Genomic DNA, 18,327 nt, shown 5'->3' with positions numbered 1-18,327 from the left:
GTGCGGGGATAGCGGGAGTGGATACGGTGCGGTCTCAGGCGCGCAGCCAGACCGCGGTGTCCTGCGGCAGCCGTCCCTCGGGGTCCAAGGGGCCGCTGGCCAGGAGCAGTTGGGTGTGGGCGGGCAGGTCGGCCGGAGTTTCCGCGAGGTTGACCGCGCACAGGACGCCGCCGTCGGCGCGGGCGAAGGCGAGGACGCCGTCGGGTGCGGTCAGCCAGGTGAGCGGGCCGCCGCCGAAGACGGGGCGGATCGTGATCGCCGTACGGTAGAGGCTCAGCATCGAACCGGGGTCCTGGGCCTGCCGGTCGACCGCGTACGACGCCCAGTCCTCGGGCAGCGGCAGCCATGGCTCCCCGCGGGAGCCGAAGCCCGCGTACGGTGCGCCCGCCTCCCAGGGCAGCGGCACCCGGCAGCCGTCGCGGCCCGGGTCGGTGCCGCCGGAGCGGAAGTGCATCGGGTCCTCGATGCGGTCGCGGGGGATGTCGGCCTCGGGCAGCCCCAACTCCTCGCCCTGGTAGACGTAGACGGCGCCCGGCAGGGCGAGCGACAGCAGGGCGGCCGCGCGGGCGCGCCGGGTGCCGAGGGCGAGGTCGGTCGGGGTGCCGAAGGCCTTGGCGGCGAAGTCGAATCCGGTGTCGGCGCGACCGTAGCGGGTGACCGTACGCGTGACGTCGTGGTTGCACAGCACCCAGGTGGCGGGGGCGCCCACGGGTGCGTGCTCGGCGAGTGTCTCGTCGATGGACGTACGCAGCCTCTGAGCATCCCAAGGGCAGGTCATGAACGCGAAGTTGAAGGCGGTGTGCAGTTCGTCGGGGCGCAGGTAGCGGGCGAAGCGTTCACTGTCGGGGAGCCAGACCTCGCCGACGAAGACACCGTCGTACTCGTCGGCGATCGCCCGCCAGGACCGGTAGATGTCGTGGAGTTCGTCGCGGTCGACGTAGGGGTGCGGGTCTCGGCCTTCGACGAAGTCCGGCAGGGCGGGGTCCTTGGCGGGGAGGGCGGCCGAGTCGATGCGGACTCCGGCGACACCCCGCTCGAACCAGAAGCGCAGGATGTCCTCATGCTCCTGGCGGACGGCCGGGTGGGCCCAGTTCAGGTCGGGCTGCTCGGGGGCGAACAGGTGCAAGTACCAGGCGCCGTCGGGCATTTGGGTCCAGGCGGGGCCGCCGAACTGGGACGTCCAGTCGTTGGGCGGGAGTTCGCCGTGGGCTCCGCGGCCGGTCCGGAAGTGGAAGAGCTCGCGCTCCGGGGCGCCGGCGAGTGCGGCTTGGAACCACGGGTGCTGGTCGGAGACATGGTTGGGCACGATGTCGACGATGGTGCGGATGCCCAGCTCCCGGGCTTCGGCGATCAGCTTCTCCGCCTCGGCGAGCGTGCCGAAGGCCGGGTCGATGGCGCGGTAGTCGGCGACGTCGTAGCCGCCGTCCTTCATCGGCGACAGGTACCAGGGGCTGAACCACAGGGCGTCCACGCCGAGTTCGGCGAGATACGGCAGCTTCGAGCGGACGCCCGCGAGGTCGCCGGTGCCGTCGCCGTCGCCGTCGGCGAAGCTGCGGATGTACACCTGGTGGATGACGGCGGAGCGCCACCACTCCTTCTGGGCAGGGCGGGGCTGTCCCACTGTGCTTGCCTTTCTGTCGGAGGGAGGGCGTCAGCCCTTGGCGCTGCCCGCGCTGATCCCGGCGATGATGTGCCGCTGGAAGAGCAGGAACAGGGCGACCATCGGGATGCTGGCGATCACCATCGCCGCGATGAGCACGGTCAGTTGGATGTTCTGCGACAGCTGGACGAGTGCCACGCTGATGGGCTGCTTGGCGGTGTCGGAGAAGACCATCAGCGGCCAGAGGAAGTCCTGCCACACGGCGACCAGAGCGAAGATCGACACGACGCCGAGCACCGGCCGGGACATGGGCAGCACGATCGACGACAGGATGCGCAGCTTCCCCGCGCCGTCGATCTCGGCGGCCTCCAGCACATCCCGCGGGATCTGGTCGAAGAACCTCTTGAGCAGGTACAGGTTGAAGGCGTTGGCGACGGCCGGCAGCCAGATCGCAAGGGGGTCGTTGAGCAGGCTGGTGTGGATCAGCGGCAGGTCGGCGACGGTCAGGTACTTCGGTACGACGAGGGCCTGGGCCGGGACCATCAGCGTGGCGAGGATGCCACCGAGGATCAACTTGCCGAAGGCGGGCCGCAGTTTGGACAGGGCGTAGGCGGCGGCCGTGCAGAAGACCAGCTGGAACACCCAGGCTCCGGCGGCCTGGACCACCGTGTTCCACAGGTGCTGCGGCAGCTGCATCAGGTCCCAGGCGTCGGTGTAGCCGCCGATGTGCCAGTGCTCGGGAACGACGGTGGGCGGGGTCTGCGCCACCTCGTCCGGCGACTTCAACGCGCCGGTCACCATCCAGTAGACGGGGAAGAGGAAGGCGAGGGCGAAGAGCAGGACGACGGTGGTGAACACCGCCCAGTAAGCAGCTTTGCCGCGCGGGCGAGCCAGGGTCGCCGGCGAGACGATGGTCCGGGTGCTCATATGTCCCCCTCGGAGCGTGTGAGCCGCAGATAGAGGGCCGAGAACGCGCCGAGCAGCACGAGAAGCATCACGCTGAGCGCACAGGCGCCGCCGAAGTCGTTGTAGAGGAAGGCGTACTTGTAGATCAGGTAGAGGACGGTGACCGTGGCGTTCTCCGGGCCGCCGCCCGTGATCACGAACGGTTCGGTGAACACCTGCATCGTCGCGATGATCTGAAGGAGCATCAGCATGAGGATGACGAACCTGGTCTGCGGGATCGTCACATGGCGGATGCGCTGGAGCAGGTTCGCGCCGTCCAGCTCTGCCGCCTCGTACAGCTCGCCGGGGATGGACTGGAGCGCGGCCAGGTAGATCAGGACGGTGCCGCCCATGTTGGCCCAGGTCGCCACGATCACAAGGGAGACGAGGGCGGTGTCGGCGCCGTTGGACCAATTGGATGTGGGCAGGTGCAGCAAGCGCAGCGCCTCGTTGGCGAGGCCCGCTCCGGGGTCGTAGAACCACTTCCAGAGCAGGGCGCTGACCACCGGCGGGATCATCACCGGGAGGTAGACCACGACCCTGAAGAAGGCTTTGGCGTGCCGGAGTTCGTTGAGGACGAGGGCCATCACGAAGGGGATCGCGAAGCCGATCAGCAGGGCGAGCAGCGTGAAGGTGAGCGTGTTGCGCCAGGCCGCGCTGAACTCCGGGTCGTGCCAGACGCGGGTGAAGTTGGCGGTGCCGACCCACTCGGGCGGTGAGCCCGGCGTGTACTTCTGGAAGGCGATCACGACCGCGCGGATCGCCGGGTACCAGGAGAACAGCGCGAAGCAGATCAGGCCGCCGAGGAGGAAGGCGTAGGCGCGGGCCTGCTCGGCGAGGCGGCGCCGCCTCCGGTCCCCTGCCGGGGGCGGCGCCTGGACCGGGTGGACGGCGACCTTGCCGACCGGTCGCCGCTCGGCCGTCTTCGTCATGTGCGTCAGCCCCGCGCCAGGATGCTGTCGATCTTGCCGGAGGCGTCCTTGAGGAGCTGGTCGATGTCGGCGTCCTTCTTGGTGAGGACGGCGGAGACGGTGCCGTCGAGGACGGAGTAGATCTGCTGGGCGTCGGGCGGCTCGATCTTCATCTGGAGTGTGTGGTTGCCGTCCAGGAAGGTCTGGTAATTCGCCACCGGCACATTGGCGTTGGCCTTCTTGACCTGCTGGTCCTTGGCGTCGGCGGCGCCGGTGAACAGGCGCGGCTCGGGCAGGCCGACCGGGGCGTCGGCCTTCTTCGCGCGGGCGTAGTCGCCGAGGAAGCCTGTGCCCGGAGTGAGGAACATGTGGTCCAGCCACTGCAGGCCGGCGCGGATCTGGGCGGGCGTGTCGTGCTTGTTGAACATGTAGCCGTCGCCGCCGATGAGCGTGCCCTTGCCGCCGGGCATCGGAGCGAGGGCGAGGTCCTTGTAGTTGCCGCCCTTCTCCTTCACCAGGATCGGGATGTTGTCCGGCGCGGACAGATACATGCCGAGCTTGCCCGAACCCATCATCTGCTGCACGTCGTTGATGACGAGGAGCTGCTTGCTGCCCATCGAGTTGTCGGTCCAGCGCATGTCGTGCAGGGTCTGCAGGACGGCCCGGCCCTCTGGGGTGTCGATGGTGGCCTTCTTGCCGTCGGCGCTGACGACGTCGCCGCCCTGCGAGTACAGCTCGGCGGTGAAGTGCCAACCGCCTTGGTTCTGGGCGCTGTAGTCGGCGTATCCGACGGTGCCGTTGCCGAGTGCGGCGATCTTCTTGGCGTCGCTGCGGACCTCGTCCCAGGTGGCCGGTGGCCGGTCGGGGTCGAGGCCGGCCTTCTCGAAGAGCTTGCGGTTGTAGATCAGGCCCATCGAGTAGCCGGTGCGCGGGACGCCGTAGACCTTTCCGTCGACGGTGTAGATGTCGCGCAACTGCTTCTGGATGGTGTCGTAGCTCTTCAACTCCTTGATGTACGGGGTGAGATCGGCCGCCTGTTTGATGTCGACGACGTGCTTGGCGTCGGTGAAGTACGTGTAGAAGACGTCCTCCATCTGCCCGCCGGCGAGCTTGGCGTCGAAGGTCTTCGGGTCCTGGCAGGGGAAGGCGTCGTGTGCGGCGACCTCGATGTCCGGGTTCTGCTTCTCGAAGGAGGCGATGTCCTGCTCGAAGAACCGCCGGTCGACCTTGGCGCTCTTCGGCGGCATGCAGTTGACCGTGATGCGGGTCTTGCCGCTCGCCGAGTCGTCGCCCGACCCGCAGGCGGACGCGGTGAGAGCAAGAGAACAGACGCTGAGCGCGACGAACGTACGGCGGAACCCGGTGCTTCTCATCGGTGGACCCCTCGTGGCAGGAGCGGTGGGCGGGGCACACTCAAGCACCGGCAACATCTGTCCACAAGATGTCGCGCGCAATCTGAAATTATTTGACAGACGGATGGATCTCAGGAACGAGGCGCCTGCGCGGTCGACCCCCGAACTACCAACTCGGGCTCGAACAGCAGCTCTTCGGGGGTTACGGCACTGCCGTTGATCTGTGTGTTCAGCAGCTCCACGGCCGCCCTGCCCATGGCCTCGATGGGCTGGCGGACGGTGGTGAGCGGGGGCTCGGTGCAGTTCATGAACGCGGAGTCGTCGTAGCCGACGACCGACACCTGGGACGGGACGGCCAGCCCCTTGCGGCGGGCGGCCCTGATCGCGCCGAGCGCCAGGGGGTCGCTGGCGCAGATGATGCCGGTGACGCCCCGGTCGATGAGCCGGGAGGCCGCCGCGTGGCCGCCCTCGATCGAGAACATGGCGCGGGCGACGTGCTCGTCGGGCAGCTCCCCCATGGTCTGCGCGGTGGCGAGCTTGCGCGCCGACGGCACATGGTCGGCCGGTCCCAGCATCAGGCCGATACGCTCGTGGCCCAGTGAGGCCAGGTGCCGCCAGGCCTGCTCCACCGCCACCGCGTCGTCGCAGGAGACGCCCGGGAAGCCCAGGTCGTCGATGGACGCGTTGACCAGCACCACCGGGATGTTCCGCTCGGCCAGCTGCCGGTAGTGCTCGTGCGGGGCGTCGGCCTGGGCGTACAGACCGCCGGCGAACACGACGCCGGAGACCTGCTGCTGCAGCAGCAGCTCCACGTAGTCGGCCTCGGAGACGCCGCCCTTGGTCTGTGTGCACAGCACCGGCGTCAGGCCGAGCTGGGCGAGGGCGCCGCCGATCACCTCGGCGAACGCCGGGAAGATCGGGTTCTGCAGTTCGGGCAGGACGAGGCCCACGAGCCGCGCGCGTTCGCCGCGCAGCTGCGTGGGCCGCTCGTAGCCGAGGACGTCCAACGCGGACAGCACCGCCTGCCGGGTGGCCTCCGAGACCCCGGGCTTGCCGTTGAGAACCCGGCTGACCGTGGCCTCGCTGACCCCGACCTTCTTCGCCACCTCAGCAAGTCGTCGCGTCATGAACGCAAGAATAGCGCAAGAAACGCAAACGGCTTGCGTAGATGCGTCACTCTTCCCCGCGGGCCGCCCACAGGCCGCGTACGTGGCCGAGGTGCCGGGTGATCACCTCGCGGACGGCCTCCTCGTCCCGCGCGAGCAGCGCGTCGAGGAGTTCGAGGTGCTCCCTGGCGGAGGCGTCCAGCCGCCCCGCCTCGACCAGGGCGGTCAGTCCGTACAGCCGCGAACGGCGCCGCAAGTCCCGTACGACTTCCACGAGATGCTCGTTGCCGGCGAGGGCGAGCAGACCGGAGTGGAAGTGCAGGTCCGCCTCGACGTAGTCGATGAGGTCGCCTCTCGCGGCCGAGCTGACGATCTCCAAGGCGAGCGGGCGCAGCGCCTCCAGGTCATCGGGGTCGGCGGTGATCGCGAGGGCGACGGTCGTGGGGATCTCGATCAGGGACCGGACGTGGGTGTACTCGTCGAGCTGTTTCTCGGAGACCTCGGTGACCCGGAAGCCCTTGTTCGGGACGATGTCGACCATGCCCTCCTTCACCAGCTCGAGCATCGCCTCGCGCACCGGGGTCGCGGAGACGCCGAAGCGGGGAGCGAGGGACGGCGCCGAGTACACCTCGCCGGCGCGCAGTTCACCGGTGATCAGCGCGGCCCGCAGCACGTCCACGAGCCGTTCCCGGAAGTTGGGTTTCCTGCCGCCGAGATGAGGCAGAGCCGGTCGGTTCCGCACGGCCATGGTGATCGTCCTCCTTGGGTCACCGGACATTATCGGGGCCGTCCAGGGCCTGTCCGGCGGATCAGGTCGGCTGCAAGAAACGGTCGCCTTGCAGCCGCCCCGAGCGGGGTCATGGGGGTCCCCCCGCTCGAGCGAAGCCGAGAGTGGGGGAGACCGACGACAACGCCGCTGGGGGTCCCCCCACGCCTTTGAGGCAGTGGGGGAGCTCGTGCCAGGGCCCGCGGCGCCGAGCTGATCCGCCGGACGGGCCCTAGAGCACGAATCCCGCCGGGAACGGGTCCTCCGGGTCCAGCAGGTACTGGGCGGTTCCGGTGATCCAGGCGCGGCCGGTGAAGCTGGGCAGGACCGCGGGGCGGCCCGCGACCTCGGCCGTGTCGAGCAGGCGGCCGGTGAAGCGGGTGCCGATGAACGACTCGTTGACGAACTCCGTGTGCAGCGGCAGTTCACCGCGTGCGTGCAGCTGCGCCATGCGCGCGCTCGTCCCGGTGCCGCAGGGCGAGCGGTCGAACCAGCCGGGGTGGATGGCCATCGCGTGCCGGGAGTGGCGGGCGGTGGAGCCGGGGGCGTAGAGGTGGACGTGGTGGCAGCCGCGGATGGACGGGTCCTCGGGGTGGACGGGCTCGTCGTCCGCATTGATGGCGTCCATCAACTCCAGCCCCGCCGCGAGGATTTCGTCCTTGCGGGAGCGGTCGAAGGGGAGGCCGAACTGCTCGAGGGGGAGGATGGCGTAGAAGTTGCCGCCGTATGCCATGTCATATGTCACTGACCGCCCGTCGGACAACGTCGCCTTCCGGTCGAGCCCGACCGAGAAGGACGGCACGTTCTTCAGCGTCACCGCCTTGGCCGCGCCGCCCTCCACCGCCACCTCGGCGACGACGAGCCCGGCCGGGGTGTCCAGGCGGATGGTGGTGACGGGCTCGACGACCTCGACCATGCCGGTCTCCACGAGGACGGTCGCGACACCGATCGTGCCGTGCCCGCACATCGGCAGATAGCCGGAGACCTCGATGTAGACGACGCCCCAGTCGCAGTCCGGCCGGGTCGGCGGCTGGAGGATCGCGCCGCTCATCGCGGAGTGGCCGCGCGGCTCGTTCATCAGCAACTGCTTGATGTCGTCGCGGTGTTCGCGGAAGTACAGCCGTCGCTCGTTCATCGTCGCGCCGGGGATGGTGCCGATCCCGCCGGTGATCACGCGGGTTGGCATGCCCTCGGTGTGCGAGTCGACGGCGTGCAGGACGAGTTTGCTGCGCATGGTCGCTCCTCCGTTATGCGAGTCCGGCGGCGACGGCCTTCTCGGTGGCGGCGCGGACGACGGCCTCCTGCTCGGGCAGCAGGGGCATGCGCGGCGGCCGGACCGGGCCGCCGTGTCGTCCGATCACGTCCATCGAGACCTTGATGGCCTGCACGAACTCGACCTGCGAGTCCCAGCGCAGCAGTGGGTGCAGCTGCCGGTAGAGGCGGTTCGCGGTGGCCAGATCGCCTCGGACGGCCGCGTGGTACAGCTCGACGCTCGCAGCGGGCAGGGCGTTCGGGTATCCCGCCACCCAGCCCTTCGCGCCCGCGATCGCCAGCTCGAGCAGGACGTCGTCGGCGCCGATCAACAGGTCGAGTTCCGGGGCGAGTTCGGCGATCCGATAAGCGCGGCGGACATCCCCGGAGAACTCCTTGACGGCGTGGATGTACCCCTCGCCGTGGAGCTTCGCGAGGAGTTCGGGGACGAGGTCGACCTTGGTGTCGATCGGGTTGTTGTACGCCACGATCGGCACGCCCGCCTTCGCGACCTCGGCGTAGTGGGCGAGGACCGAACGCTCGTCGGCGCGGTAGGCGTTGGGCGGCAGCAGCATCACGGACGCACAGCCCGCGTCCCGCGCCTGCTCGGCCCAGCGGCGGGACTCCGCGGACCCGTACGCGGCGACGCCGGGCATGACCCGCTGCCCGCCGATCGCGGCGACGGCCGTCTCGACGACCTTGGCGCGCTCCTCGGGAGTGAGCACCTGGTATTCGCCGAGCGAGCCGTTGGGGACGACACCGTCGCAGCCGTTCTCGACGAGCCAGGCGCAGTGCTCGGCGTACCGGCCGTAGTTGACGGAGAGGTCGTCGTTCAGGGGCAGCGCGGTGGCGACGAGGACGCCGCGCCAGGGACGGTGGTCGGTCATGAGAGGCCTCCATCGGTGGGGTGGGTGTGCTCGCGGGCGAGGACGCCGAGGGGTACGGGGCGCGCGAACGGCCGCCGGGAGGGGACGAGTTCGCATCCGGCGAGGGCGGCGACCGCGGGTGCGCACATGCGGCCCTGGCACCAGCCCATGCCGGCCCGGGTCAGCAGCTTCGCGGTGCGTACGTCGCCGGCACCGAGGCCCGCGACGGCCTCGCGGAGGGCGCCCGCGGTGACCTCCTCGCAGCGGCAGACGACGGTGTCGTCGGTGAGTTGCTCCCTCCAGTGGGCGGGCGGGCTGTACACGGAGTCGAGCGCGGCGGCGAACTCCCGCAGCCGAGTACGGGACTTGGCGGCCGTGGCCCATGCGTGCGGGTCGGGTGCGGTGCCCTGGAGGCGGGCCGCGGCCGAGCATCCGGCGATGTGGCCCTCAGCCAGGGCGAGGGCCGAACCGCCGATGCCGGTGGTCTCCCCCGCGGCCCAGACGCCGGGCACGTCGGTGCGCTGCTCGTCGTCGACGTGGACGTTCAGGCCGTCGAGGCGGCAGCCGAGGGTCTCCGCGAGATCGGTGTGCGGGAGCATGCCGTGGCCTACGGCGAGGGTGTCGCACGGGATGCGGCGCTCGGTGCCGGGGCGGATGCGCCCTTCGGCGTCGAGGGCGGCGACGGTGACCGCCTCCAGGCGTTCGCCGCCGTGCGCCTCGACGACGGTGTGCCGGGTGAGGGTGCGTACGCGGTGCCGGGCCAGCTGGGCGGCGTACCGGGCACCTTCGGCGAGCTTGCCGGGCTGCGCCGCCAGCGCCCGGGTCCGTCGTACGAAGGCCTTGGGGTCGGCGGACTCGACGAGCGCCGCCACTTCCACGCCCGCCGCGGCGAGGCCGGTCGCGACCGGCAGCAGCAGCGGTCCGGTGCCGGCGACGACGGCGGTGCGGCCGGAGACCACGAGCGTGCCCTTGAGCATGGCCTGGGCACCGCCCGCGGTGACGACTCCGGGGAGGGTCCAGCCGGGGAAGGGCAGGACCTTCTCGTAGCCGCCGGTGGCCAGGAGCACGGCGTCGGCGTGCACCGTCACCGGGTCCTCCTGCTCGGGGCCGAGCAGCGCGTGCACGGTGAAGCCGTCGGGCCACCGCTCCGCGAACCAGACGTGATGATCCGTCAAGTGGCGTACGACGCCCGCCTGTAGGTGGGTTCGGAGGCCGTCCTGCAGTCGTTCCCAGGTCCGCCACTCGTGGTGCAGCGCCTGCGGGCGGCGGGCGTGCAGCTCGGTGGCGGGGCAGCGGTAGAACTGGCCGCCGGCCTCCGGGGCCGAGTCGAGCAGTGTGACGCGGACGCCGTGCGCGGCGGCGGCCAGGGTCGCGGCGAGGCCCGCCGGGCCCGCGCCGATCACCGCGAGGTGCGGTCGGTCAGTCATCGGCGTCGGCCCCCTCCTGTGTACCGCGGCCGGTCCCCTCCTGTGTGCGGATCGCGTCGCCCGGCTGCAGAGGGACGAGGCAAGCTCGTTGGTTGGGGCGGTCGTTGACCGTCACCAGGCAGTCGAAGCAGACGCCGATCCCGCAGAAGACACCGCGCGGGCGTCCCCCGTAGCGAGTGGTGCGCCAGGAGGTGATGCCGTTCGCCCAGAGCGCGGCGGCGACGGTCTGCCCGGGCACTGCCTCGATCTCACGGCCGTCCAGCGTGACCGTGTACGCCGGGCCCGGGTGGGCCCGGGCCAGGTCCAGTGGGGAGCTCACGCGGCCTCCTGGGGGAAGCGGTCGGGGCGGAACGGGGCCAGGTCCAGGTCGGGTGTCTTCGCGGTCAGCGTCTGTGCGATCAAGTGGCCGGTGCCGGGGGCGAGTCCGATGCCCGCGCCCTCGTGTCCGCAGGCGTGGTGGAGACCGGGGACGCGGGGGTCGGGGCCGATGGCGGGCAGGTGGTCGGGCATGTACGGGCGGAAACCGGCGTACGAGCGGATGGCGCGGACGTCGGCCAGGAAGGGGAAGAGCCTGGTCGCGCCCGCCGCGAGGGCACGCAGCGCCGGCAGCGAGAACGACCGGTCGAAGCCGACCCGTTCGCGGCTCGCCCCGATCAGGATCGGCCCCGCCGCCGTGCCCTCCACGACCGGTGAGGTCTGCAGGGCGGCCGAGTCGCTGGCCACGTCGGCCACGTAGTCGGCGGCGTAGACCTTGTGGTGGACCATGCGCGGGAGCGGTTCGGTGACGAGGACGAAGCCGCGCCGCGGGAGGACGGGCAGGGAGGTGCCCGCGAGCGCGGCCAGGTCGCCGCCCCAGGTACCGGCCGCGTTGACGACCGCCGGGGCGTGGATGTCGCCCCGGTCCGTGCGCACCCCGCGTACCGCCCCGTCGGCCGTGCGCAGGACGTCCGTCACGGTGCGGCCGGTGAACAGGCGGGCGCCCGAGGCGCGGAGGAGGTGGGCGGCGGCCAGGGCGGGCATGACCTGGGCGTCCTGCGGGTAGTGCACGGCGCCGGGAAGGCCCGGGGCGAGATGGGGTTCGAGGTCGTACAGGGCGTTGCCCTCGACCGACGTGGCGGTGACTCCGGCGGCCCGCTGCCGGTCGGCGAAGTCCTCCAGCGCGGTGAGGCCGCCGGGTGAAGTGGCCACCACCACTCCGCCCTTGGCCTCGTACTCGATCGACTCCCCGAATTCCAGGGCCAGTTCGCCCCACAGTCGGTTCGACAGGAGGGCCAGGTCGAGCTCCGGGCCGGGCTCCTTGTCGGAGACGAGGAGGTTGCCCTCCCCCGCGCCGGTGGTGCCGCCGGCCACCGGGCCGCGGTCCACGACGACGACGTCCAGGCCCGCGCGGGCTGCGTAGAGGGCGCAGGCGGCGCCTGTCATGCCGGCTCCGACGACCACGACATCGCAGGTCAGTCGCTGACTCACGCCAGTACTATGTCACATACCACTGGTCCTGGAAACAGTGCGCGCACTCCCGCGCACCGACTCACACCCGACTCCCCGTAGCCGTGTCCGCCGACAGCCGCTGAGCCACGTAGATCGGAATCACGGAAAGCAGCACGAGCACGGCCGCCACCACGTTCACCACCGGCGCCTGCTGCGGGCGGGTCATGTTGTTGAAGATCCAGATCGGCAGCGTCTCGATGCCCGGCCCCGCCGTGAACGTCGTCACCACGATCTCGTCGAAGGAGAGCGCGAAGGCGAGCAGTCCGCCCGCGAACAGCGCCGAGCGCACCAGCGGGAAGGTGACGTCGGCGAACGCGCGGAAGGTGTTGGCGCCGAGGTCCATCGCCGCCTCCTCGTAGGAGCCGGCGGTGCGGCGCAGCCGGGCCACGACGTTGTTGAAGACGACGACGATGCAGAAGGTGGCATGCCCGACGACCACGGTGAACAGGCCGAGGCCCACGCCGAGCGGCGCAAGGACGGTCCCGAAGGCCGAGTTGAGGGCGATGCCCGTGACGATGCCGGGCAGGGCGATCGGCAGCACGACCACGAAGGAGATGGCGTCCCGGCCGAAGAACCGGTGCCGGGCCACGGCGAAGGCGATCAGCGTGCCGAGGACCAGGGCGATGGCGGTGGCCCCGAGGCCCGCCTTGACGGAGACCCAAAGGGCCTCCCGCGCACCGGCGTTCTGCCAGGCCACGGACCACCAGTGCACGGTGAGACCGGGCGGCGGCCAGCTCGCACTGCGGTCCGGGTTGAGGGAGTTGACGAGGACGAGCAGCAGCGGGACGTAGATCACGGCGAAGCCGAGTCCGGCGGCGATGCGCAGCGCGATGCGCGCGGAGCGGGAGAGTGGCATGTGATACAGCACCGCCTTTCAGAGGCTGCTCAGCGCGCCCGTGCGCCGCATCGCCAGCAGATACACCACGATGACGACAACCGGCACAGTGCCCAGCGCAGCCGCCATCGGCAGATTGAGTTCGATGTTGGAGTAGACAAGATTGCCGATCAGCTGCGTCTTGCCACCGACGATCTGCACCGTGATGTAGTCGCCGAGGCTGAGCGAGAAGGTGAAGATCGACCCGGCGGCGACGGACGGCAGCACCATCGGCAGTACCACGGAACGGAAGGTCCGCCAGCCCTTGGCGCCCAGGTCGGCCGATGCATCGAGCAGGTTGGCGGGCAGCTGCTCCAGCGCCGTGTGGATCGGCAGGATCATGTACGGGAGCCAGAGGTACGTCAGGGTCAGCACGGTGGCCGGGAGGCCGAAGCCCGGGCCGCTCAGCCCGAACGGCTTCAGCATCCAGTCGGCGAGCCCGCCCTCGGACAGGATCAGCCGCCAGGCGTACACCTTGACGAGGTAACTCGCCCACAGCGGAGTGAGGATGGCGACCACCAGCAGCGGCCGCCACTTCGGCTTCGCCACGCGCGCGGTGTAGAAGGCGACCGGGAAGGCGATCACCACGCAGAGGGCGGTGACCGCGAGCGCCACGACCACGCTGCGCAGGATCACCTGCCGGAAGACCGGCGTGGTGAGCAGCTCGCGGAAGTTGTCGGTCGACCAGACCTTCACGACCTCGGAGGTGAAGGAGTTGGTCGTCCAGAACGCGGAGACGAACAGCACGGCGAGCGAGCCGAGGTAGAGCACGGCCAGCCACAGCACCGGGGCGGTCAGCAGCAGGGCCAGTCTCAGCCGGGGGCGGCGGTGCAGCGCCCCGGCGAGCCGCCGTACGGGTCCTGCGGAGTCCCGTACGGCGGCCTGCGCGGAGACGGTCATGTCTTATTCAGCCCTTGATCTCGGTCCAGGCCTGGACCCACTTGGCGTACGGCACGCACTTGACGTCGGTGCGGCCGTCGAGGCACTGCTCGATGGGCGTGTTCCAGAAAGCGATGTTCTTCCAGTAGCTCTCGTCGGCCGCGTGGTAGGTGGTGCAGAAGTTCTTGTCGCTGGTCAGGTCGCAGGCCTTGGAGTTGGCGGGCGCCTCGCCGAAGTACTCGGCGACCTGGGCGTTGACCTTCGGGGAGACGATCCAGTTCATCCACTGGTAGGCGCAGTTGGGGTGCTTGGCCTTGGCCGAGATCATCCAGGTGTCGGACCAGCCGGTCGAACCCTCCTTGGGCACGAAGGCCTTGACCTTGGCGCCCTCGTCGGCGGTGAGGTTGGCGATGACCTGCCAGGTCGTACCGACGACGGAGTCGCCGCTCTTGAAGGCGGAGATCTCCTTGAGGTAGTCGCTCCAGTACTCGCCGATGTCCGCGTTCTGCTTCTTCAGCAGGGCGACGGCGGCGTCGAACTGCTTCTGGTCGAGCGCGTACGGGTCCTTGATCTTCAACTCGGGCTTGGTGGCCTTGAGATACAGCGCGGCGTCGGCGATGTAGATCGGGGAGTCGTACGCGGTGACGTGGCCCTTGTACTTCGAGGCGTCGTCGAAGACCGCGGACCAGGAGGTGGGCGCGGGCGTGACCTTCTGCGTGTTGTACATCAGCAGGTTGGCGCCGCGGCCGTGCGGGATGCCGTACATCTGGCCCTTGACGGAGTTCCAACTGCCGTTCTTCAGGCCGCTGAAGATGTCCTTGTAGTTCGGTACGAGCTTGGTGTTGACGGGGGCCGCGTCGCCGGAGGCGATGAGGCGCAGGGACGCGTCACCGGAGGCGGAGACGGCGTCGTACTCGCCGGTCTTCATCAGTTTGACCATCTCGTCGGAGCTGGCCGCGACCTTGGAGTTGACCTGACAGCCGGTCTGCTTCTCGAAGTCGCTGACCCAGTCGACCTTGGGGTCGTTGGAGCCGTCCTCGACATAGCCGGCCCAGGCGATCAGGTTGACCTTGCCCTCGGACTTGCCGAGCTTCGACTGCGCCTTGAGATCAGGGGGGTTGAGGCCGGTGGCCGAGGAGCCGTCGCCGTTGTCGGAGGATCCGCAGGCGGTGGTGGCGAGGAGCAGGGCGGCTGCGGAGGCCGCGACCTGGAGCATTCGGGTGGGGCGCACGACGTTCTCCCTACGGGAAGGGGCTTCAGCGGGTGTCGGGGACCTGGACGGTGTGGCGGCGGTGCCATAGCAGTCGCACCCGGGTGCCGCGGTAGGCGGCGACGTCCTCGGCGGAGGTCTCCAGGTTCTGCTGGAGTGCGGTGAGGCGGCCGCCGGCGTCGAGGTCCACCAGGAAGCGGGTGGCGTCGCCGAGGTAGACGACCTCGGCGACGGTGCCGGTGGCGGTGGCGTGGTCGGGCTGGTCGGCCTCCGCGGACTCCTTCAGGACGCGGATCTTCTCGGGCCGGATGCTGTAGATGCCGGGGCTGCCGACGACGCGCTGGGCGGACTCGCCCTCGAGCAGGTTGGAGGTGCCGACGAAGGACGCCACGAACGGGGTCGCGGGGCGTTCGTAGATCTCGGCGGGGGTGCCGACCTGCTGGATGCGGCCCTGGTCGAAGACGGCGATGCGGTCGCTCATCGTCAGGGCCTCCTCCTGGTCGTGGGTGACGAAGACGAAGGTGATGCCGACCTCGCGCTGCAGGGCCTTGAGCTCGACCTGCATCTGCTCGCGCAGCTTGAGGTCGAGGGCGCCGAGCGGTTCGTCGAGCAGCAGCACCCGGGGGCGGCCGACCAGGGCGCGGGCGAGGGCGACGCGCTGGCGCTGGCCGCCGGAGAGCTGGGCGGGGCGCCGCTTGCCGAAACCTTCGAGGCGGACCTCGGCGAGGGCCTTGCGGGCGCGGACCAGGCGTTCGGCCTTGGGCACCTTGCGGATCTTGAGGGCGTAGGCGACGTTCTGCTCGACGGTCATGTGCGGGAACAGGGCGTAGTCCTGGAAGACGGTGTGCACGTCCCGCTCGAAGGGGGCGAGGCCGGTGACCTCCTGGCCGGCCAGTTCGATCCGGCCCGCGGTGGGGATCTCGAACCCGGCGATCATGCGCAGGACCGTGGTCTTGCCGGAGCCGGAGGGACCGAGCATCGAGAAGAACTCGCCGTCCCGGATCTCCAGGTCGATCCCGGCCACGGCGGTCGTCTCCCCGAACGACTTCCGCAGATCCTGCAGCCGGATCGCAATTCCCTCCATGGACGGGAACCTTTCTGGCGTTCTCGTACGTTGCTACGTTGCACGGAAAGATATGAAGTCATAGTTCAAAGCTCAAGGCCCCCTTAGGGTAAAGCTTGAGTCAACGCACAAGGTGGTGGCCGTGAAGCAGCAGCAGATGAACGGCGGCGCCCGCAGAGCCGTCTTCACCCCGGTGGACAACCGGGCGCGCGTCGACGCGGTCGTCCGCCGGATCGGCGACGCCATCGAGCTCGGGCTGCTCGCCGACGGGGAGCAGCTGCCCGGCGAGAGCGAGCTGGCCGGGCAGCTCGGGGTGTCCACCGTGACCCTGCGCGAGGCGCTCATGGCCCTTCGCCAGCAGGGCCTGGTCACCACCCGCCGCGGCCGCGGCGGCGGCTCCTTCGTGTCCCTCCCCGAGGTTCCCGGCGAGGACCGTCTCAGGGTGCGCCTGCGCGGCTGGAGCACCGAGGAGCTACGCGACCTCGGCGACCACTGGGCCGCTTTGTCCGGTACGGCAGCGCGCCTCGCCGCCGAGCGCACGGAACCGGACGACCTCGTACAACTCCGCCGTACGGCCGAGGAGTTGACGCACGCGGAGGACGCGGCGGCACGCAGTCGCGTCTACGGCCGTTTCCATGTGGAGCTGGCCGCCGCCGCGCAGTCGGCCCGCCTCACCCGCGAACAGGTCGCGCTGCAGACCGAGATCGGGGCACTGCTGTGTCTTGTGCTCGGGGACGACGAATATCGTGAAGAGGTGGCAGACCGTCACCACTCCGTAATCTCGGCCGTGCAGGATGGGGCCCACGAAACGGCCAGGGAACTGGCCGAGCGGTGCGTCCAGGACTCCACGGCGCGGCTCATCGCCCTGCGCCTGACCCTCTAGCCACGGAGTCCACGCTCGCGCCGCGCCCGGTCCCCGTCCGCTGGAGGGCAGCCATGAGCCTCGCGACGGCAGCAGTCGGCACGGCACCGGAGGAGTCGGTCGCAGCCGGGGTCCGCTCCGCCCTCGAGAGCGTCTTCGACGCCGTCGCCGCCACCCGCGCCGACACGGCGGACCTGCTGGCCCGGGTGGCCGCCGAGGGCCGCCGCCCCGCGACCGTGGACCTCGCCGCACTGCGCCCCGGGCTCCATCTGCGCCTCGCCCGCCACGAGTTGGTCTCCGGCGTCGGCTTCGTCGCCGCACCGGGACTGCTCACCGACGTACCGGCCTGGCTGGAGTGGTGGCAGAGCGGCTCCGACGGCGGCGTACGGCCGCTGCTGCTCGACCTCGACCCCGAGCAGTCGGCGTACGCGGACTACACGCACTGGGACTGGTTCGCCCTCCCCCGCGACACCGGCAAGCGCGCGGTGGCCGGGCCGTACGTCGACTACCTGTGCTCCGACGAGTACAGCCTCACGCTGTCCGCGCCGGTCGAGATGGCGGGACGGTTCGCCGGGGTGGCCGCTGCGGACGTGTATCTACGGCACTTCGAGGCGGCCGTGATGCCGATGCTGCGCCGGCTGCCCGGACCGGCCCATCTGGTGAACGCCCGCGGGCGGGTGACCGCCTCCGCGGACCCGGCCCATCTCGCCGGATCCCTCACCAAGGGGCCGGACTTCGCAGCCGTACTGGAGCGGGGGCGGCCCTCCCGGTACCGCGGGCTGCGGCTGGTCCCGTGCCGGGACATCCCGCTCGTGCTGGTGGTCTCCGCGCGTTGACGCCGATGCCGGTGCGGGTCAGTTCCCGGGGGCCGGAACCACCTTCAGGTGTGCTGCCGCATGCCGTGTCCGGCGAGCTCGGGGCCGGTCGCGCAGGACCAGCGTCATCCGCGTGTACCCCATGTCCCGCAGGGTCCTCGGGGTCTCGTCCACGACCCGGCAGTCGGTGGCGCCCCAGCGCGGATCGGGGTGCAGCAGGGGGCGTACGGCGCCGTCGTGCTGCACGGCCTGCTCGCCGACCGCGCGGATCCAGTGCGGCAGGCCCTGCCGGTAGGCGGCCTCCATGATCGGGTCCTGGGCGATGTCCCGGCGGATGGCCTGCAGTCCGTGGTCGTGGCCGTAGCGCTCCACTGCGGCCGCGAAGTGCGCCAGCACGGGCAGACACCAGCTCGACTCGTGCTCGCCCAGGACCGTGGCCGCGTCCGGGTGGAACAGCACGAATCTCAGGAAGTTGTCGCCCGGCATGGCCGTCGGATGCGGGCCCACCTCGCGGAAAAGTGACGCGAAAGCGTTGTTGGAGAGAACGACGTCCCAACGGTGGTCCAGGACGACGGAGGGGAAGGGAACCGCCTCCAGAAGGGCCGCGTAGTCCTGTAGATACGCCTGGGCCTCGAGACTCTCGGGGACGGGCCGCGGTGCCGACCGCTGCCCTCCTGCCTGATACGCCATCGGGAGGTCACCCCTCTTGCCTATGCGGCCTTCACGCGGCGCCTTGATCCTGCGGCCCGGACGCGAGTCGTGTCAACTATCGTGGCATTTCGTGCCTGTTGACGGCTGAAATTGGCCACAGTTGTGGCGACACCTGGATGTGAGTTCGAACTACCCGGTAATCTCCGTCGAGTTCACGGCAACCGCTTGTGAAGAGCCTGTGAGAAACGTGGGAGATCTGTC

Annotated in this window: 18 protein-coding genes; 2 read left to right on the top strand and 16 right to left on the bottom strand. The window is 70.2% G+C overall.

Features of this window, described 5'->3' with window-relative positions; genetic code table 11:
* Positions 1–34 precede the first annotated feature (34 nt).
* The 15 genes from ABZ880_RS31430 to ABZ880_RS31360 all read right to left on the bottom strand — a co-directional run bounded on the left by ABZ880_RS31430 (position 35) and on the right by ABZ880_RS31360 (position 15,759).
* Positions 35–1,621: a glycoside hydrolase family 13 protein gene (locus tag ABZ880_RS31430; RefSeq protein ID WP_361269586.1), complete on the bottom strand. Its 1,587-nt coding sequence runs from the start codon at positions 1,619–1,621 to the stop codon at positions 35–37.
* A gap of 30 nt (positions 1,622–1,651) precedes the next feature.
* Complete coding sequence (locus ABZ880_RS31425; RefSeq protein WP_361269582.1) at positions 1,652–2,527, bottom strand: carbohydrate ABC transporter permease; 876 nt, start codon at positions 2,525–2,527, stop codon at positions 1,652–1,654.
* The gene (locus ABZ880_RS31420) at positions 2,524–3,477 is read right to left on the bottom strand and encodes a sugar ABC transporter permease (protein ID WP_361269579.1); all 954 of its coding nucleotides are present in this window, start codon (positions 3,475–3,477) and stop codon (positions 2,524–2,526) included. The genes ABZ880_RS31425 and ABZ880_RS31420 overlap by 4 nt, the downstream gene beginning before the upstream one ends.
* 5 nt (positions 3,478–3,482) lie before the next feature.
* Positions 3,483–4,829 (bottom strand): extracellular solute-binding protein, encoded by a 1,347-nt coding sequence (locus ABZ880_RS31415; protein ID WP_361269577.1) that lies wholly within the window; start codon positions 4,827–4,829, stop codon positions 3,483–3,485.
* Positions 4,830–4,939: 110 nt separating this feature from the next.
* Positions 4,940–5,935 carry a LacI family DNA-binding transcriptional regulator gene (locus tag ABZ880_RS31410; RefSeq protein WP_361269575.1) on the bottom strand — a complete coding sequence of 332 codons (996 nt, stop codon included), beginning with the start codon at positions 5,933–5,935 and terminating at the stop codon, positions 4,940–4,942.
* A gap of 46 nt (positions 5,936–5,981) precedes the next feature.
* A complete protein-coding gene (locus ABZ880_RS31405) occupies positions 5,982–6,662 on the bottom strand; it encodes a GntR family transcriptional regulator (RefSeq protein ID WP_361269572.1) in 681 nt (226 codons plus the stop codon).
* 250 nt (positions 6,663–6,912) lie between these two features.
* Complete coding sequence (locus ABZ880_RS31400; RefSeq protein ID WP_361269570.1) at positions 6,913–7,914, bottom strand: proline racemase family protein; 1,002 nt, start codon at positions 7,912–7,914, stop codon at positions 6,913–6,915.
* A gap of 13 nt (positions 7,915–7,927) precedes the next feature.
* Positions 7,928–8,818 carry a dihydrodipicolinate synthase family protein gene (locus tag ABZ880_RS31395; RefSeq protein WP_361269568.1) on the bottom strand — a complete coding sequence of 297 codons (891 nt, stop codon included), beginning with the start codon at positions 8,816–8,818 and terminating at the stop codon, positions 7,928–7,930.
* The gene (locus ABZ880_RS31390) at positions 8,815–10,224 is read right to left on the bottom strand and encodes an FAD-dependent oxidoreductase (protein ID WP_361269565.1); all 1,410 of its coding nucleotides are present in this window, start codon (positions 10,222–10,224) and stop codon (positions 8,815–8,817) included. Before ABZ880_RS31390 ends, ABZ880_RS31395 begins: the two co-directional genes overlap by 4 nt.
* Positions 10,217–10,543: a (2Fe-2S)-binding protein gene (locus ABZ880_RS31385; RefSeq protein ID WP_361269563.1), complete on the bottom strand. Its 327-nt coding sequence runs from the start codon at positions 10,541–10,543 to the stop codon at positions 10,217–10,219. Before ABZ880_RS31385 ends, ABZ880_RS31390 begins: the two co-directional genes overlap by 8 nt.
* On the bottom strand, positions 10,540–11,691 hold the full coding sequence (locus tag ABZ880_RS31380) for an FAD-binding oxidoreductase (RefSeq protein WP_361269561.1): 1,152 nt from the start codon (positions 11,689–11,691) through the stop codon (positions 10,540–10,542). Before ABZ880_RS31380 ends, ABZ880_RS31385 begins: the two co-directional genes overlap by 4 nt.
* Before the next feature lie 61 nt (positions 11,692–11,752).
* Positions 11,753–12,568: an ABC transporter permease gene (locus tag ABZ880_RS31375; RefSeq protein ID WP_361269559.1), complete on the bottom strand. Its 816-nt coding sequence runs from the start codon at positions 12,566–12,568 to the stop codon at positions 11,753–11,755.
* A gap of 18 nt (positions 12,569–12,586) precedes the next feature.
* The gene (locus ABZ880_RS31370) at positions 12,587–13,486 is read right to left on the bottom strand and encodes an ABC transporter permease (RefSeq protein ID WP_361269557.1); all 900 of its coding nucleotides are present in this window, start codon (positions 13,484–13,486) and stop codon (positions 12,587–12,589) included.
* A 7-nt stretch (positions 13,487–13,493) separates the two neighbouring features.
* A complete protein-coding gene (locus ABZ880_RS31365; RefSeq protein ID WP_361269554.1) occupies positions 13,494–14,696 on the bottom strand; it encodes an ABC transporter substrate-binding protein in 1,203 nt (400 codons plus the stop codon).
* 25 nt (positions 14,697–14,721) lie between these two features.
* Positions 14,722–15,759, bottom strand: a complete 1,038-nt coding sequence (locus tag ABZ880_RS31360) for an ABC transporter ATP-binding protein (RefSeq protein ID WP_361269552.1) — start codon at positions 15,757–15,759, stop codon at positions 14,722–14,724.
* A gap of 121 nt (positions 15,760–15,880) precedes the next feature.
* Here ABZ880_RS31360 and ABZ880_RS31355 point away from each other — a divergent pair, with 121 nt between their 5' ends.
* Complete coding sequence (locus ABZ880_RS31355; protein ID WP_361269549.1) at positions 15,881–16,621, top strand: GntR family transcriptional regulator; 741 nt, start codon at positions 15,881–15,883, stop codon at positions 16,619–16,621.
* Between the two features lie 53 nt (positions 16,622–16,674).
* Complete coding sequence (locus ABZ880_RS31350; RefSeq protein ID WP_361269546.1) at positions 16,675–17,436, top strand: cache domain-containing protein; 762 nt, start codon at positions 16,675–16,677, stop codon at positions 17,434–17,436.
* Between the two features lie 18 nt (positions 17,437–17,454).
* Here ABZ880_RS31350 and ABZ880_RS31345 read toward each other — a convergent pair whose 3' ends face one another.
* The gene (locus ABZ880_RS31345; RefSeq protein WP_361269543.1) at positions 17,455–18,105 is read right to left on the bottom strand and encodes a hypothetical protein; all 651 of its coding nucleotides are present in this window, start codon (positions 18,103–18,105) and stop codon (positions 17,455–17,457) included.
* Positions 18,106–18,327: the final 222 nt, after the last annotated feature.

This window comes from Streptomyces sp. NPDC047043, from assembly GCF_040644055.1.
Taxonomy (GTDB): Bacteria; Actinomycetota; Actinomycetes; order Streptomycetales; family Streptomycetaceae; genus Streptomyces.
Note: the sequence above shows the minus strand (reverse complement) of the source record. Positions and strands in the feature narration are given on the sequence as shown.